Below are 15,502 nucleotides of genomic sequence, written 5' to 3'. Positions count from 1 at the left end.
GGGACAGTGGAGGTGTGGCGTCTGGTTCGCGGGCGTTGCTATGTTCTGGCGCCCGATGACGCTGCCGTCTGACGGGGCACGTTCGATGCTCGACCACTCTCCCCTGGGATCTTGCGAGAGGGTTCGGGATGCGATCGTCAAATTTCGGTGTGGCAATGTTTTTGGCCGCATTCTCATTTTCAGCAGCACATGCGGATCAGGGCGCGCAGTCGGGATCGAATGCCCCGGCCTATGGCACCTACGGGTTTGACGAAGGCGGAATGGATCGTGATGCGCGGCCGGGTGAGGATTTCTCCCGCTATGCGAATGGCAACTGGGAGGCCCGCACGCCGATCCCGGAAGACAAGGCCAGCTTCGGCATGATCAACGTCCTGGAAGACCTCTCGCGCGAGCGCACGAGGGAGATTCTGGACGCGGCCCGTAAAGACCCCTCGAACAAGATTGGCGCGGCCTATTCCAGCTATATGGACGGCGGCGCTGTGGAGGCAGCCGGTCTCAAGCCGATCACGCCGTGGCTCCGCCAGATCAGGGATCTCCGCAACAAAGCCGGACTTGCGACCCTTATGGCGAAGGCAAATCGCGATGGGGTTGCTGGGCCCTTCCGCCTCTACATAGGTCAGGACGACAAGAACCCTGACATCTATATCCTCAAGTTGAGCCAGGGCGGTCTTGGCCTGCCGGATCGCGACTATTATCTCGACCAAAGCGATAAAATGGCCGCAATCCGGACGGCGTATCGTGCGCATCTTGCACACATGGTGACCCTGATAGGGGAACCTGACGCGGACAGCCGGGCCGACGCCTTGATGGCGTTCGAAACGGAAATAGCGAAGCTCCACTGGTCGCGGGTCCAAAGCCGCGACGTCGACAAGGTCTACAACAAGACCACCCTCGCTAAATTGATGGCGGACGCGCCCGGGTTCGACTTCGCCGCCTATTTTGCCGCGATCGGGATCAAACCCGCCGACATGATTGTCGCCCAGCCCAGCGCCATAGCGGGGGAGGCGGCACTCATCGCGAACACCCCCCTTCGGGTTCTGAAGGATGCGCTGCTTGTGCGAAGCGTCCACGCATACGCCGATTTCCTCCCCGACCGTATCGGGGAGGAGGATTTCGCCTTCTACGGAACGATTCTGGCCGGCACGCCAATGCGGCTGGAACGCTGGAAGCGGGGCATCGACTTTCTCAAGGGAGCCTTGGGAGAGGAGGTCGGGAAGGCCTATGTCGCCCAATATTTCCCGCAGGAAACCAAGGCTGCGATGGATGAGTTGGTCCAGAATGTGATCGCGGCCATGGGGCGCCGGATCGACCGGCTGACCTGGATGAGTGATGCCGCAAAAATCCGGGCTCGCCGCAAGCTGGCCGCGTTCACGGCCAAGATCGGTTATCCAGACAGATGGCGCGACTATTCGGGCCTCAGGATCAAGGCGAACGACCTGTTTGGTAACGCGCTCCGCGCCAGCCAGTTCGCCTTCGACTACCTGGTGGGCAAGCTCGGCAAGCCGATCTATCGCTGGGAATGGGGTATGACGCCCATGGAGATCAACGCCTACGCCAATTTCGGCAAGGTGGAGATCGTCTTTCCTGCCGCGATCCTGCAACCGCCCTTTTTCGATCCCCATGCCGATCCGGCGGTCAACTATGGCGCGATCGGCGCGGTGATTGGTCATGAGATCAGCCATCATTTTGACGACCAGGGTTCAAAATATGATGAGACGGGCAAGCTCAACCAATGGTGGAGTGAGGCCGACGTCGCCGCCTTCAAGGCGCTCAGCGGACGTCTTGTCGAGCAATTCGACCGTTATGAGCCCTTTTCCGGTGTGCATGTGAAGGGGGCGATGACCCTGGGTGAGAATATTGGCGATCTGGCAGGTCTGGCCGTTGCTCTCGACGCCTATCATGCGTCACTGGGCGACAAACCGGCGCCGGTCATCAACGGAAAGACAGGCGACCAGCGCTTCTTTCTCGGATGGGCGCAGGTGTGGCGGATCAAATATCGGGAGGCCGCTCTGCGCCAGCGGCTCGTCACGGATTCCCATTCGCCCGCGGAATACCGAACCTCCACGGTTCGAAACTTTGATGAGTGGTATGCCGCGTTCAATCCCGAACCCAGCGAGAAGCTCTATCTTCCGCCCAAGGACCGGGTCAAAATCTGGTGATTTCATCGAAGGCCGGGGTAATGCCCGGCCTTGTAATGGGGGGTGTCAGCGGCCAATCTCAGTCACGATGCCAGTCGCTCTTGGCAAATTTCCTTCACCAACTCTTGCAACACAGTAATGCGTTCACAAAGCCATTCCAGTTCTTCGGCCGTAATTTTGTAATGCTCCGAGTACCGGGCGTTTACATAAGCGCCGCGTAGCAATTCAAAGCATCGCTTGGAGAACTTTGTATCGCGTGGCCACGCTGCAATTAACCTAGAATCCAGTTGTTCGCATCGAGATCTCAGAAAGTTAAGTTTATGAGACTTTGGAGAATACTGCTGCAGGACGAGTAGGAGGCAATGGTACAGTTGTTCGGTCGCCTGATGAAGCTCGAACGCGGCTTTATTATTCCAACCGCGTCCGGCGGCGTCTTTACCGTGCTCAAGAAACTGTTCAGCGCTGGGGAACCACTTATCGAAGTTCGCTTGGGCCTCAGATCGTGCTTCGTCCTCGGATAGAATGGCCGGTTGCTCGAATGGATGGTCAGGCGCTTCATAAAGCGCAATGCCATCGCGTAGAATGTCCTTGAAGAATGGGCGGCCCTTCTTCAGTTGTTTGTTCACGTCGGTCAGGCTGTGCGTGATGATGTTTGCTGGCGCGCTCAGTTTTTTGGAGATCGTGTGGGCCCGGAGCAGGTGATCCTCCGCCTTGGTCCAATATTCGAGGGGATCGGCAAGCTCCTCGTGGTTCACGACAATCAGAACATCATAATCAGAAAAATAGCCCCCGACCGGGTCTTCGACCCAATTGCCGCGCGCATAAGATCCAAAGAGAATGATCTTGAGAATGCGGCCTGCCTTGCGATGCGGCGCGTTCCGCCCGGCGATCGTGTCCTCGAACTCCTCGAACAATATACGGCGGATTTCGCCCAGCTCCTGCTGTTTGCGTTCGGGTAGATGGTCGAGGGACGTCTTCATGGCCGCAGATTCCCTCCTTGGCGCGGAAAAGCCAAGAAAAATTTGCGCCTTGCATCGATCCGGCGGCTTGGTGGCCATCGCATTCCAGTGGCTCACAGCACTCGATGTCCCAGCGTTTCAGGCCGTTCGCACATCCCGAATCATCCGCCGGCGGCGAGGCCGCTTCGTCGCAAGTCGGCATTTAGCTGCGGAGTTTCCGCAGCTAAATGCCGAATCTGCGCAGCTAATTGGCGGAAAACGCGCAAATTGCTGCGCAGAGCGAGCCAAGCCATTATTTTTTCTTCGCTTTGTGCGGTGCAATTAGACAGCCGCGTCGGCTGCGCTATGGAGAGGATGTCGGGTGCCGTGAAACAGGACGCGTATCCCATGGGCCGGGGGATCGGCGGGCTTTTGGCTTGGCCGGTCGGCAGCGGTGCGACGTCCAAATAACGGGTCCTGGTACAGGATTTCCAACACCCGACCCCTTTTCCCAAGGCCTTGCCAGCGGATTCCTGATGCAGGAGTCTTCTTCCTGCCGTCGGGAGGCCGATGGCGGGGCGTGGAAACCCCTGTACCGAAGATCGGCGAGCCAGGCTTTGCAGTGGCATGCCCGATCCATGCGCGCGCACTTTGCGCGACGCGCCGGCATGGAGCCTTTCCTTCGCCGTCCTCATGGGACGGCGCGCCCTTGGTAATGCGAGGAAAGGCGCGGGTAATGACCGGCGAGCGAGGGAAAATGCCGTGGCTATCAGGGGGTAGCCGCCAGGATGGGATGGTCGATCGGCTGTACCGCAATCATGCGGGCTGGCTGCTTGGGAGGCTGCAACGCCGATTTGCAGGCTCAGGCCTGGAGGCGGAGGATCTGGTGCAGGACACCTATATAAGGGTGGCGCGCTATAGCGAAGAGGAGGCGGAGCACCGTCCCCGCGCGCTGCTGCTGCGGATCGGGCTCAACCTCGCCTTCGACCAGATGCGCCGCAACAAGACGCGACCGGCGCCGATGGCTGCAAATGATCCCGATCCTTCCTGGAACATCGCGGACTGGGGGGATCAGGAATATCTGCTTGGGCTGAAACAGGCGATCGTCTCCTTGCCACCGGATCTGCGGACGGTCTTTCTTTTGTCGCGGTTCACACGCATGACGAATGTGGATATCGCAAAAAGGCTGGGAGTCTCGGTCAAGACCGTCGAGGGACGGTTGAGCAAGGCGCTTATATTGTGTGCACAATGGCTGTCGGACTGAGGGCAGGGATGACGATGGGCAGGGAAGAGGACAAGAAGATTGAAGACGACGCAGCCCAATGGGTTGCGCGCTTCAACTCCCGCGTCGCGGACAGGAACGAGCTCCAGCAATTTTTCGCCTGGAAGAAGGATCCGCGCCATGCTGCCGCCTATGAGCGGGTAAACCGGCAATGGGAAAGCGCGCAGAAGCTCGGAAGAGACCCGCAGATCGCCTGCCTGGTCGATGACGCGATCGAGCGAACCGCGCCGCGGCCCGCCATCCACCGGCCGATCTTATGGGTGGCAGGTGCGGTCATTGCCGGCGCCATGGCGCTTGGCACATTCCTTCTCTGGCCGGTGGCGATCCATTATGAAACCGGCATTGGCGAGCAGCGCCTGGTTCGCCTGGAGGACGGCACGAGCCTCCATCTCGATAGCGCCAGCGCGGTCGACATACGCTTTTCGTCCGGGCATCGCCGCGTCGCCCTGATCAGCGGCCGGGCGCTGTTCGAAGTTGCACATGACAAGAGCCGCCCCTTTGACGTCGACGCGGGCGCGGCGACTGTCAGGGCGCTTGGCACCCGTTTCGAGATCGACCGCCAGCAGTCGGATGCCCATATCCTGCTGATCGAGGGCAAGGTCCGGGTGGATGCCGCGCAATGCCCGTCCGGCAATTGCACCGACCAGTTGCTGCCCGGCGACATGGTGATGGCGAGGGAAGCGGGGCTTGGCGTAAAAGAGCGGGGTGATGTCGAGGCGATCACCTCCTGGACCACCGGCCGGCTCCAGTTCCAGGGCCGCTCGCTCGCCGCCGCGGTCGATGAGGTTAATCGCTATTCCAGGGCGCCGATCATCCTGGAAGCCCCGGATCTCGCGGAGGAGCGCGTCAATGGCGGATTTGCCGTGGGCGACCGCGATGCCTTCATCCGCGCCGTGACCGCGCTCTATCCGCTGCGCGCGGAGCCGCAAGCCAATGGCGCGATTCGGCTGGTTCCTGACCCTGCCCGATCCTGACATAAAAATTTCACATATTGTCCAGGGTTACCCCCTTTCCCTTACGTTACAGAAATAGGCGACAGGGAAAGGCGGGAGGCCCGCCCCTCGGTCCGCCGGACCAGCAGGGGAAGGGAAACCATGACAGCCAGGAACGTCCATCGAACGCAGCCGCATAAACGGGTGAGGCCCGCACAGCGCCGCGGCCTGCTCCTGTGTGCGGCCTGGGCGCTGACGACCGTTCCCGCGATTATGCCTTTGGCTCATGCGCAGGAGGCGCGTCAGTATTTCGACATCGCGGCGGGATCGCTCGACCAGGCGTTGCAGCGCTATATGGTGCTGACCGGCCGCCAGATCCTATACCGTAGCCAGCTGGTGGAGGGACGCCGGGCCAACGCGGTTGTGGGATCGATGGATGCCAACAAGGCATTGCGCAAGTTGATCGGCGGCTACCCGATCACCGTCAGCCACCAGGGTCGCAACGTCTATGTGCTCTCGCCCCGAGCCGCGCCGCCGCCGCAAGGAAAGGCGCAGTCCCAGCCTCGGCCCGCGCCCCAGCGCCCGCCCCAGGTGATGGTGCCTCGTCCAAAGCCCGTTCGCGCGCCGGACATGGTGGCTGAAAACATTGTCGTCACCGGCACCAATATCCGCTCGTCGGCGCCCCCATCCTCGCCGGTGATCAGCATGACCGGCACGGACATCGCCCGCTCGGGCGCCGGCACGGTCGCGGAGGCGCTGGCGCTGTTGCCGCAGAATTTCGGCGGCATGGCCAATGAGGATACGAGCCTCACCGGCTCGGATCGCGTCAGCATCAACCCCGGCCTTGGGTCGAGCATCAACCTGCGCGGTCTTGGCTCGGACGCCACCCTGACCCTGGTGAATGGCCGCCGCACGGCCGGTGCGGGCGGGAAGGGGGATTTCACCGACCTCTCCAGCATCCCGGCGGTCGCGGTCGAGCGGGTGGAGGTGCTCGCCGATGGCGCGTCCGCCCTCTACGGCTCGGACGCGATCGGTGGCGTGGTGAACATCCTGCTGCGCAAGGACTTCGAAGGCGCCGAAAGCCGGCTGCGGCTGGGCACGGTGACGCGCGGTGGCAGCGAGGACATCATCGCCGGACAGGTGGTGGGCGCCGGCTGGGCGACCGGCCATATCATCGCGGCCTATGAATATCAGCATCGCGGGCGCCTCCCCGGTTCCGCGCGCAAATATACGCGCTCGGCCGACCTTCGGCCGCTGGGTGGGCATGATTATCGCCAATATTTCTCGGTGCCCGGCACGATCGTGGTGCTCGACCCGGTGAGCCGCACCTATGTCCCTGCCTATGCCATTCCCGATGGACAGGATGGCACGGACCTTGAACCGGGCGACTTCCTGCCCGGTGCCAGCCTCTCCAGTCCGCGCGCCCATGTCGACCTGCTCTCGAAGCAGGATCGCCACAGCCTGTTCGTGAGCGGTGAGCAGGAATTGACCACCGGCCTCACCTTCTATGCCGAGGGCCGCTATTCCGACCGCAAATTCGATGCGAATTCGCAGCCATCGCTCACCATCATGAGCGTGACCCGCGCCAATCCCTGGTTCGTCTCGCCCACCGGCGGCTCGTCGGTCGCGATCGCCTATGATTTTGGCCGGGACATCGGCCCGATCCTGACCAGCGGGCGGGTGCGCAGCCATTCCGTGACTGCAGGCGTCCGCGCGGAACTGGGCGGTGACTGGCAGGTCGACGCTTATATGTCGCACGCCCGCCAGGTCGATCGGCAGCTCAGCGATCACCTCCTCAACAGCAGCGCGCTCAATGAAGCGCTGGGCCTCACCGCCGATAATCCGCTCACCGCCTATAGCGTGGCGCGGGACGGCTATTTCAACCCCTTTGGCGATGGTAGCAGCAACAGCGCCGCCATCACCGATTTCATCGGCAGCGGCTTCATCCGCCAACGCTACAGCAGCGAATTGCTGAACGGCAGCCTGATTGCCGACGGCACGCTGTTTGATTTGCCCGGCGGGCCGCTGAAACTCGCCTTCGGGACCCAGGCGCGCGAGGAGCATTTCTCCCGTTCGATCCAGACCTTCGCCTCGGGCGTCACGCCGCCAGCGCCGGTGAGGGCGAAGGCGAACCGGACGATCGTGGCGGTCTTTGGCGAACTGGCCGTGCCGCTGGTCGGCCCTGGCAATGCGCGCCCGGGTGTTGAGCGCCTCGACCTGTCGCTCGCGGTCCGCCATGAGCGTTATTCCGATTTCGGCTCCACCACCAATCCCAAGATCGGGCTGGTATGGGAGCCGATGCAAGGTTTGCAGCTGCGGGGAAGCTGGGGCACGTCGTTCCGCGCGCCCGCGCTCCCGGAGATTTTCGATCCGTTCCGCGTGTCCTATACGCAGCTCCCGACCACGGGTGGCGGCAACCTGCCGGTCCTTACCCAGCGCGGAGGCAATCGCGACCTCGAACCGGAAAAGGCCAAATCGCTGACCCTGGGCTTCAAGGTCCAGCCCAAGGCCGTGCCCGGCTTTGGCTTTGAAGCGAGCTATTTCCAGACGCGCTTTTCGAACAGGATCGGCCAGCCAGTCACCGAGAATATCCTCCAGGCGCTCACCAATCCGATCTACGCGCCCTATGTGACGCTGATCGATCCCGCGCATAACGCCGCCGATCTCGCCCGCGTGCGGGAACTGCTCGCGGTGCCGGGATCGAGCGTGCCGACGACCTTCGCGCCGGAATCCTTCCGCGCGATCATCGACGGGCGCTATGTCAACTCCGCCCGGGTGGACGTGCGCGGCGTCGATCTCCTGGTGCGTCAGAGCCTCACACTGGGTTCGAACCGGCTCAACCTCTCGGTCAACAGTACGATCCTCATAGACTATAAGGATCAACTGACCCCGGCTTCGCCGATGATCGAGCGAGTAGGAACGTTGGGCAATCCGGTCGATTTCCGCCTCCGCGGAACACTCGACTGGGCGCGGGGCGATGTCGGGGCGACGCTCTCGCTCAACCATGTCGGCCCCTATACCGACAATATCAGCGTACCGGCTCGGCCGATTTCCTCCTGGAACGGAGTCGACCTGCAATTGCGCTATGAACCGCGGGCGGCGGAGGGTTGGCGCAAGGGGCTGAGCCTGGCTGTTACCGTGCAGAATCTCTTCGACCGCGACCCGCCCTTTGTCGACCGGAATCTCGGCTTTGCCTATGATCCGGCCAATGCCGATGTGCTGGGCCGCTTCGTATCGATGCAGGTGAAAAAGCGATGGTAGCGCGGCGCGGCTAGGCCGCCGCTTCCCTCACTCCTTGACCATCAGGAATCCATGACATGCGTTTCCCATGGCTGGCGGCGCTATGCCTGGCTGCGGCCAGCATCGCCGACGCACGCCCCTATGGCGTGGACGATATGCTGCGCGTGGAGAGCTACGGGCAGGCGCTGATCGATCCCGACGGCCGGTGGGCGGTGATCGATCGCTATCGCCGCTATGACAGCGCCGCGAGCTACCGCTATGACGGCTTTACCCGGCGGGGGCTGGGGGTCGTGATGCGTCTCGACCTTCAGCATGGCAGTCGTCTTGAACCGCTTTTCCCGCAGGACGACGGCGCGGGCTATTGGATCGCCAGCCTGTCGCCGTCGGGCAAGCGCCTGGCGGTCTTCCGGCTAAAGGACGAGACGTTGTCGCTGGGGATCGTCGAAATGGCGACGCGGGACGTGCGCTGGCTCCCCCAGCATCCCGCGACCTCTTTGCTGCATCCGGCACCGGACTGGCTGGGCGACCGCCACTTGGCGATGCTTGCAGCGGACAGCTTGGCGCTGCCCTGGCCGTTCGCGGCCGGCAGCCGCTACCAGGCCGAGGTCATCCCGCTCTGGGCGCGCACGGCGCAGGGGCAGGAGCCGGGAGTCTCGGTCGTCGGCGGCAAGGGTGAGGCTGCGCCGGTTCCGCAACGCCGGCTTGTGATGATGGATGTCGAGACCGGACGAACGACCCAGCTTGCCGAGGGGCCGATTGCGGACGTCGCTATCTCTCCAGATGGCGCCTCGCTCGCGCTGCTCCGCGAGGGACCGGAGACGGTCATCCCGTCCAATGTCCCGGTGCGGTCGAGCGATCAGAACCGGCAATATCGGCTTTCGATCCTATCCATCCGGGGTGGGTCGGAACGCCAGGCCTGCATTGGCTGCGACATCCAGCCTGGTTTCCTTGAGTGGGCACCCAAGGGCGATCGGCTGATGTTCTATGCGCGCAAACCCGGCGAAGATTGGGTCAATGGGGAGCTTCGGCTGTTTGACGCGCGGACCGGCCAAAGTGGTCCCGCGCTCAAAGGCGTGACGCCCTTCCTGCCACCCGATGACAGCGGCGTGCGATTGGTGCGCGCGGGTTGGTGGGGAGAGGTTCCGCTCGTTTTTGGCCAGCGCGGCGCGGAGCCGAAGCGCTGGATTGGTCCGCGTGCCGCCGTTGCAATCGACAACGCGCTGGAGCGGCTGCCCTGCCAGCCACCGGCGCTGCAGGCGGGGAGCGCCCGACTGCTCCTCGCCTGCCCGGAGGGGCTTTGGACGATCGACCGCACTGGAAAGTCCAGAAGGATCATCGCCGGCGAGCCAGTCGTGATGCCGCGATCGGCGAGCGAGAGCTTCGACATCGGCATTCGTGCCCAGCATCGATCAATCACAGCCATCAGTGACGACGCCCCCATTTTCATCCCGCAGGGTTCAGAGGCGCAGCTTGGTTGGCCGGATGCGCTAATGCGCAAGGTCGAGACCGCAGACTTTCCGATCACACGCCTGCTCGCCGGCAACAGGCGTGGCGGCATCGCGCTCTGGGTCGCGCGCGATGGCCGGGGTGTCGGCCGGCTCATGGCCTCAGGGCCGGCCGGCATTCGCGAGATCGATCGGATCAATGCGCATCTGGCGGACATTGATTTGCCGGACATGCGGCCCCTGACCAACGCTGCCACGGGCCTGGCGGATTGGCTGATCCTGCCACCGGGACCAAGCGGAAGGCAGTTGCCTCTGGTTGTCGTGCCCTATCCGGGTTCGACCTTCACCAAGGACCGGCCACCGGCCCTTTCGCCTGATATGGTGACCGCCCCTGTCAATCCGCTGCTGCTCACCAGCTTGGGTTACGCGGTCCTGATGCCCAGTCTTGTCGATCAGCGGGATGGCATGGATCGCGGCGCCACACTTCGCGCGCAGGTCGAGCAGGCGGTTGATCGGGCCATTGCGACGGGCCTGGTCGATGGTGAGCGGATGGGGATCTATGGCCACAGCTTCGGCGGCTACACCAGCCTCAAGATTGCCACGCAAAGCCATCGCTTCCGCGCCTATATCGCCAGCGCGGCACCTTCTGACCTTGCGCTTCAGCATGGCACGCTGTCGCCGTCTGACCGGGTTGCTCTGGAGGAGGGGTTTCCGCTGACGGTGGGTTTTGGTTGGGCCGAAGGCGGGCAGGGGAGTATGCAGACGGGGCCGCAGGCAGCGCCAGAGCGCTACCGCTTGAGCAGTCCCTATTATCAGGTCGGCGCCATCAGCGATCCGGTGCTCCTCATTCACGGTGATATCGATCCGGTACTCGCCATCAATTCCGAGAGGATGTTCACGCAGTTGCACCGTCGCGGCCGCGACGTGACCTTGCTGCGCTATTGGGGCGAGGCGCATAATCTCCGCAGCCCCGGCAATATCCGAGATATGTGGCAGCATATTGCCGCTTGGCTCAGCGATCGGCTGGCGGTCGGAGGAAGCCTCATGCCCAGCGCTGCGCCCACAATTCCATCGCCACCAGCGTTGCAATCAGCGAATGATCGCCGCGCCAGAGCAGCGCTTCTGGGTCCAGCATCGACTCCAGCGCCGCGCGGTCGATAATGTTCTGCCGCACCAGATGACCCTCGCGCAGCATCGGCCCCAGCCGGTCGAACTGGAGAGCGATGGCCCGGCTGTAGAAGCCTGTGGCTTCACCCTTGGTACGACGCTCGCGCACCGCTTGCGGAAGCCAGTCGGCCAGAACGTCGCGGGCGCCGCCTCGGTCGCGCTCGTCGGGAACCAGCTCCCATGTCGGCACGCGCAGGCAATGTTCGATTACCGGTTGCGACAGCATGGGATGAGCAAGGCGCAGGCCAGCGGACGTGAGCGTCGGTGCGTGGAAGATCTGGCAATTGGAGAGCATAGCGATCTGGAGGCGCCTTCCCGGCGGGAGCCGCTCTGCCTCCACCATCCAGGGATGGCTCGGCAGACCCGCATCCAACTGGGCACGCAGCTGCGGTCCGGCCAATGCCGGCTGGAAATTGGCTGCCGCACGCATGGGGAGCGGGCGCAGTGATCGCCAGAGCGAGGACCAAATGGACCGGTCGGTCGATGCAGCGCTGGCGGCTAGCAGGCGCCAATAGGTTGGCCCAGGCCCTTTGGCGCGCAGTCGGTCAGCCGCGATGTGGGGACCGCGTGGCTGGAACAGCACCGCGTCGCCGCCCTGGCCGCTCAATATCGTCGTGGCACCGACATGGTCGGCCGTGCGCACCGATGTCTGGTCGGCGACAAGGTCGAGACCATAGACAAGCGGCTGCTCCGGTCGCGATCGCTCCAAATGGGCGAGATAGTCGATCTCGCCAGGATGAATGCCGACCTCCACCAAAGGCACGTCCCAGTGACCGGCGACCGCGTTGGCAAAGCGGCTCTCTCCGCCTCCGGTCGCACCCGGCACGAGATTGAGCGCGTGGATTTCCGGCCGGTCTTTCCGCCGGGCAAGTCCGCCCAGAATGAGGGAAGAATCAAGGCCACCCGACAGTTCGATGGAAACCGGGCTGGAGCCATTGGCCCAACCGGCAATGCAATTGGCGAGCACGCGCGGGAGATCGGCAAGGGGCGCCGCGTCCTGGCGGGCGACCGCCGCCGGCGACCAGATGCCCTGCGTGATGATGGCGTCCTTGCCGATATGATAGATGGTGCCCGGCAGGGGGATGGTGACATCCGTCAGCGCGCTCAGGCTTCCCACCCGTTCGGGCAATGCCGTCAGTGTTGCGAGCGCCGACCAGTCGATCGCGGGTGGCACGCCAACACTGTCGAGCAATGCGTCGGGCAGGCCGCCCGTGATCAGCGTCAGACCGTCGACCTTCCAGATATAGGCGCGCAGCGCCCCCGACGGATCGCGCATAAAGCTTGTCTGTTGGCGTTCCGGATCGTGAATGAACGCGACATAGCGGCCCCAGCACAGCCGGGTGAGAACGGACATCGCTTCGATGGGATCGGTGGAGGCTTCCAGCGCGGCGGGCAGTGAGTCCTTCGGCAGCGTTCCCGGCAGCAGGGAGCCGAGCACCTGGGTTCTGCCCTCACGCGCAGCATGCAAGGCCCATCCTGGGTGCGGAGGCCTCACCAGCAACAGGAAACCGGGGTCGTCGGCCAGCACCATGAGATCGGGAAGGCGCGAGCGCAGCGCACCGGCAATGGTCCGGGCGCGCTGCGCCGTCGAGGAACCCGATGGCGCCAGGAGCGCGCAGAAACGCAAGGGATCAGAAGCGTGCAATGGGATCGTACCAGCGGACATGATCGGCCCAATCGTTGAGGACACGCCCCTGCCATTCGACCCAGCAATGGGCTTCGAAGGGATAAGTGCGAACGCCGAAAATCCATTCCGCAGCGATACCGCGCTTGCGCAGGATGCGGATCAGCAACCAGGATTGGACGAAGCAACGGCCGCTGCGCGGCAGGAGAATGCGCAACTGCCGGAAACGCTGCACGAGACGCGCGACCCCGGCATCATCCAGCCTGACTTTCGGTGCGACGCGGATCGGGCGGCGCAGCAGTGACTTGCGGAAAAGCCGATAGTGCACGAGCCCGAGGACCATGGCTGGAATGAGAGTCAGGCTGGCAAGGGTGTCGCCGCGCGGCGGCATGCCATCGATCGGCCATGTCGGATCGAGGATGGTCGGAACATGGTCGTCCACTTCGCACAGCAGTTCCGCATCGACCAACTCGCGGATGACGGGATTGGCGCGATCATGGTCATCCCCGCGAAGGCCAAGGATGACATCTTCGGCATCCGCGCCCTGGAGACAGAAATAGCTGTCGTCGGAAAGGTCGAGGAGAATGAGGTCCCTGCCGACATCGGCGGCTCGGACATGGGGCGCAGTTGTCAGTGGCATGGAAAGAAGACCCCCTGAAATGGGGAGCGGCGTCGAACAGGGGCCGCTCCCGTTGAAGATTAGGGCCAGCAGAGCACGGGCATGAATTCTTCGCTCTCGCCCATCTGCGTGATCGCAAGGGTATTGCGCGAAACGCTGCCGAGGCGCCGAAGGCGCAGAGACTGTGGCTTGGTCATCACAAACCTCCTTGGGGTTATGAAGGTCATCGTCCCGACGACGGGCCGCGAAGGGCACAGTGCGCCGAGCTATTCCAGGAAAGGGAGGAGCGACCTTCAAAAGGAAGGCCGCTCCCGATGGGGGTCAGGCGTAGGACAGGACGGGCAGGAATTCCTCCTGTTCGCCCGTCTGGACGATCGCCTTGGTGTCGCGGGAGACGCTGCCGAGGCGCCGCAAGCGAACGGTCTTCACTTTGGTCATCACGAACCTCCTTCATTGAAAGTGCCGAACATCGGCACACTCATGAGGCGCCCCGGCCCCACGCTATTCAAATGATATTGCGTCTATTTTCATTGAGTAGCCGATCGCGCGAGGGAATCGTGCCGCCGCGCGATTTCGAGGGCGGCCTTGCGCCGTCGGTTATAATAGGCGTTGGTGAAACGCTGCAGGAGCCGCCTGTCGCCTGCGCCAAGGATGGCCAGAAACTCGGAAGACTCAGCCGCAATGTCGAACATCGTCGCTTCTGCCGGTTGCACGGGTGCGAGCCGCGCATCGAGATTGGCGGCGATGAGGCAGAGGAGCGAGTTCGCGGTCTGGCCGGCCAGCGTTACCAATATGGTCCCGCTGTCGAACAGCGTTTCCTCAGCGCCATTGGCCGCGATGTTAGCGGAGAGCACGACAGGTTCGTTCAAAATCGAAACTGCCGTGCTCTGTGCAACTGCGTAGAGTTCGCTCAATTCAACCGGGCCAAGCCGGGGTACGAAGTATCCAAGGCCCCGTCGTTCTTCGAGCAGGCCTTCGCCCGCGAGCCGGGCCATGGCCTCGCGAACCGGCGTTGGACTGAACTTGCAGGTTTCCGCGCAACGGGCGACCGAGACATGCTGGCCTTCTGGCCAGTAACGTTCACGTAATGCCTGACGGATGGCTTTATAGGCCTGTAGATACGCCCTGTCTTCTGAGGTGCCCATGAACATTCTGCGTCCCTTCCAAGTCGGAATCATGGAAGTTGCGGGCATGCAAGCCGCTGGCGAGGAAAATTTGATCCATATGGGGCATAATGGTGCAGATTATCGATATTGGGGTCCAAGTCCGCAGCTATTTGCCGATTTCCCGCGGCTATTTGCGCATTTTGCGCCATAAAATGGCGCGGATTCGGCAATTAGCCGACCTCATTGAAAATCAAGGGTTTATTTGTGCCTGATTTTCTGGTTTTCTTGTGAAACTGACGTTGCTCCCTGTCAGCGTCGGGCCAGCCGGGCTGCACGGGAAAGATGCGGAGATGAGAGAAAAAACGACCGAAGAGACGCACGACGTGGAATTGATCGCCAAGGCCATGCGCATGATCCGTACGGACCGTCGATTGAAGCCATCCGATGTTGCGAAGGTGATGGGTCTCCCCGTGCGTTCCTATGAGCATCTGGAATCCGGCAAGGGACGGATCAGCTATGAGCGGGTCAGTCTGTTCGCCGAAGCTACGAGCAGCGATCCCGATGCGCTCTGGTCCGTTCTCCAACTTGGGTCGCCTGAATTTGCCCTGCGCTGCGCTGACAACAAGCTCATGAGCATCATGGTGTCCTGTCTTCGCGAATTGAACGAGGAACTGGGCGACGATTTGATATTCCTGGAACCTGGCACCGCCATCGGAGCCATGTCCAAGGTCTGCAAGGAACTGGTCGCCAACGTCCGCCAGCGCGACACTTATGCCGAGAAGTGGCTTGAGCTACAGAAAGGCAAATCGCGTAAGTCCGCACCCTTGTCGGTAGGAGTGAGAAAAGGGCGGCTTGCCGAGACTTGATGGGACCATCACCGTCTCGGCGCATCTGATTGTCGGACGAGCAAGTCAAACCGCAATGGGCTGTTATGAACAATTACATTCCCAGATTGGGTGTGAGAAGCTGCAGTTGCCGCGCATTTAGTAAGCGGGGTCTGACGCTTCCAAT

General features: G+C 62.6%; 12 protein-coding genes. 7 read left to right on the top strand and 5 right to left on the bottom strand.

The window, feature by feature from the left end; all coding sequences use genetic code 11:
* The first annotated feature begins 128 nt into the window (after positions 1 to 128).
* On the top strand, positions 129 to 2,159 hold the full coding sequence (locus F7P65_RS15455; protein ID WP_420853320.1) for a M13 family metallopeptidase: 2,031 nt from the start codon (positions 129 to 131) through the stop codon (positions 2,157 to 2,159).
* A gap of 62 nt (positions 2,160 to 2,221) precedes the next feature.
* Here F7P65_RS15455 and F7P65_RS15450 read toward each other — a convergent pair whose 3' ends face one another.
* Both F7P65_RS15450 and F7P65_RS15445 read right to left on the bottom strand, forming a co-directional pair.
* Positions 2,222 to 3,196 (bottom strand): HEPN domain-containing protein, encoded by a 975-nt coding sequence (locus tag F7P65_RS15450; RefSeq protein ID WP_338053909.1) that lies wholly within the window; start codon positions 3,194 to 3,196, stop codon positions 2,222 to 2,224.
* A gap of 62 nt (positions 3,197 to 3,258) precedes the next feature.
* On the bottom strand, positions 3,259 to 3,543 hold the full coding sequence (locus tag F7P65_RS15445; protein WP_150293293.1) for a hypothetical protein: 285 nt from the start codon (positions 3,541 to 3,543) through the stop codon (positions 3,259 to 3,261).
* A gap of 326 nt (positions 3,544 to 3,869) precedes the next feature.
* Here F7P65_RS15445 and F7P65_RS15440 point away from each other — a divergent pair, with 326 nt between their 5' ends.
* The 4 genes from F7P65_RS15440 (at position 3,870) to F7P65_RS15425 (ending at position 11,136) form a co-directional block, all read left to right on the top strand.
* A complete protein-coding gene (locus F7P65_RS15440) occupies positions 3,870 to 4,340 on the top strand; it encodes an RNA polymerase sigma factor (RefSeq protein WP_162854650.1) in 471 nt (156 codons plus the stop codon).
* Between the two features lie 8 nt (positions 4,341 to 4,348).
* On the top strand, positions 4,349 to 5,332 hold the full coding sequence (locus F7P65_RS15435) for a FecR family protein (protein WP_162854649.1): 984 nt from the start codon (positions 4,349 to 4,351) through the stop codon (positions 5,330 to 5,332).
* Between the two features lie 120 nt (positions 5,333 to 5,452).
* A complete protein-coding gene (locus F7P65_RS15430) occupies positions 5,453 to 8,551 on the top strand; it encodes a TonB-dependent receptor (protein ID WP_150293287.1) in 3,099 nt (1,032 codons plus the stop codon).
* Between the two features lie 56 nt (positions 8,552 to 8,607).
* On the top strand, positions 8,608 to 11,136 hold the full coding sequence (locus tag F7P65_RS15425; protein WP_150293285.1) for a S9 family peptidase: 2,529 nt from the start codon (positions 8,608 to 8,610) through the stop codon (positions 11,134 to 11,136).
* Here F7P65_RS15425 and F7P65_RS15420 read toward each other — a convergent pair.
* The 3 genes from F7P65_RS15420 to F7P65_RS15410 all read right to left on the bottom strand — a co-directional run bounded on the left by F7P65_RS15420 (position 11,018) and on the right by F7P65_RS15410 (position 14,536).
* On the bottom strand, positions 11,018 to 12,808 hold the full coding sequence (locus tag F7P65_RS15420; RefSeq protein WP_150293283.1) for an asparagine synthase-related protein: 1,791 nt from the start codon (positions 12,806 to 12,808) through the stop codon (positions 11,018 to 11,020). The genes F7P65_RS15425 and F7P65_RS15420 overlap by 119 nt on opposite strands.
* Positions 12,774 to 13,406, bottom strand: a complete 633-nt coding sequence (locus tag F7P65_RS15415) for a lasso peptide biosynthesis B2 protein (protein WP_150293281.1) — start codon at positions 13,404 to 13,406, stop codon at positions 12,774 to 12,776. The genes F7P65_RS15420 and F7P65_RS15415 overlap by 35 nt, the downstream gene beginning before the upstream one ends.
* A 506-nt stretch (positions 13,407 to 13,912) precedes the next feature.
* Positions 13,913 to 14,536, bottom strand: coding sequence for a GntR family transcriptional regulator (locus F7P65_RS15410; RefSeq protein ID WP_162854648.1), 624 nt, complete (start codon positions 14,534 to 14,536; stop codon positions 13,913 to 13,915).
* Between F7P65_RS15410 and F7P65_RS22065 the strand changes: the two genes are divergently transcribed.
* Both F7P65_RS22065 and F7P65_RS15405 read left to right on the top strand, forming a co-directional pair.
* Positions 14,529 to 14,702 carry a hypothetical protein gene (locus F7P65_RS22065; RefSeq protein WP_162854647.1) on the top strand — a complete coding sequence of 58 codons (174 nt, stop codon included), beginning with the start codon at positions 14,529 to 14,531 and terminating at the stop codon, positions 14,700 to 14,702. The genes F7P65_RS15410 and F7P65_RS22065 overlap by 8 nt on opposite strands.
* A 76-nt stretch (positions 14,703 to 14,778) precedes the next feature.
* On the top strand, positions 14,779 to 15,357 hold the full coding sequence (locus F7P65_RS15405; RefSeq protein ID WP_205452103.1) for a helix-turn-helix domain-containing protein: 579 nt from the start codon (positions 14,779 to 14,781) through the stop codon (positions 15,355 to 15,357).
* Positions 15,358 to 15,502: the final 145 nt, after the last annotated feature.

Source organism: Sphingobium estronivorans (assembly GCF_008692605.1).
Lineage (GTDB): Bacteria > Pseudomonadota > Alphaproteobacteria > Sphingomonadales > Sphingomonadaceae > Sphingobium > Sphingobium estronivorans.
This window is presented reverse-complemented; position numbering and strand designations above follow the sequence as displayed.

Coding starts and splice junctions, on each gene's coding strand:
- F7P65_RS15455 (WP_420853320.1), top strand. CDS start 129: ATGCGATCGTCAAATTTCGGTGTGGCAATGTTTTTGGCCGCATTCTCA.
- F7P65_RS15450 (WP_338053909.1), bottom strand. CDS start 3,196: ATGGCCACCAAGCCGCCGGATCGATGCAAGGCGCAAATTTTTCTTGGC.
- F7P65_RS15440 (WP_162854650.1), top strand. CDS start 3,870: ATGGTCGATCGGCTGTACCGCAATCATGCGGGCTGGCTGCTTGGGAGG.
- F7P65_RS15435 (WP_162854649.1), top strand. CDS start 4,349: ATGACGATGGGCAGGGAAGAGGACAAGAAGATTGAAGACGACGCAGCC.
- F7P65_RS15430 (WP_150293287.1), top strand. CDS start 5,453: ATGACAGCCAGGAACGTCCATCGAACGCAGCCGCATAAACGGGTGAGG.
- F7P65_RS15425 (WP_150293285.1), top strand. CDS start 8,608: ATGCGTTTCCCATGGCTGGCGGCGCTATGCCTGGCTGCGGCCAGCATC.
- F7P65_RS15420 (WP_150293283.1), bottom strand. CDS start 12,808: ATGTCCGCTGGTACGATCCCATTGCACGCTTCTGATCCCTTGCGTTTC.
- F7P65_RS15415 (WP_150293281.1), bottom strand. CDS start 13,406: ATGCCACTGACAACTGCGCCCCATGTCCGAGCCGCCGATGTCGGCAGG.
- F7P65_RS22065 (WP_162854647.1), top strand. CDS start 14,529: ATGAACATTCTGCGTCCCTTCCAAGTCGGAATCATGGAAGTTGCGGGC.
- F7P65_RS15410 (WP_162854648.1), bottom strand. CDS start 14,536: ATGTTCATGGGCACCTCAGAAGACAGGGCGTATCTACAGGCCTATAAA.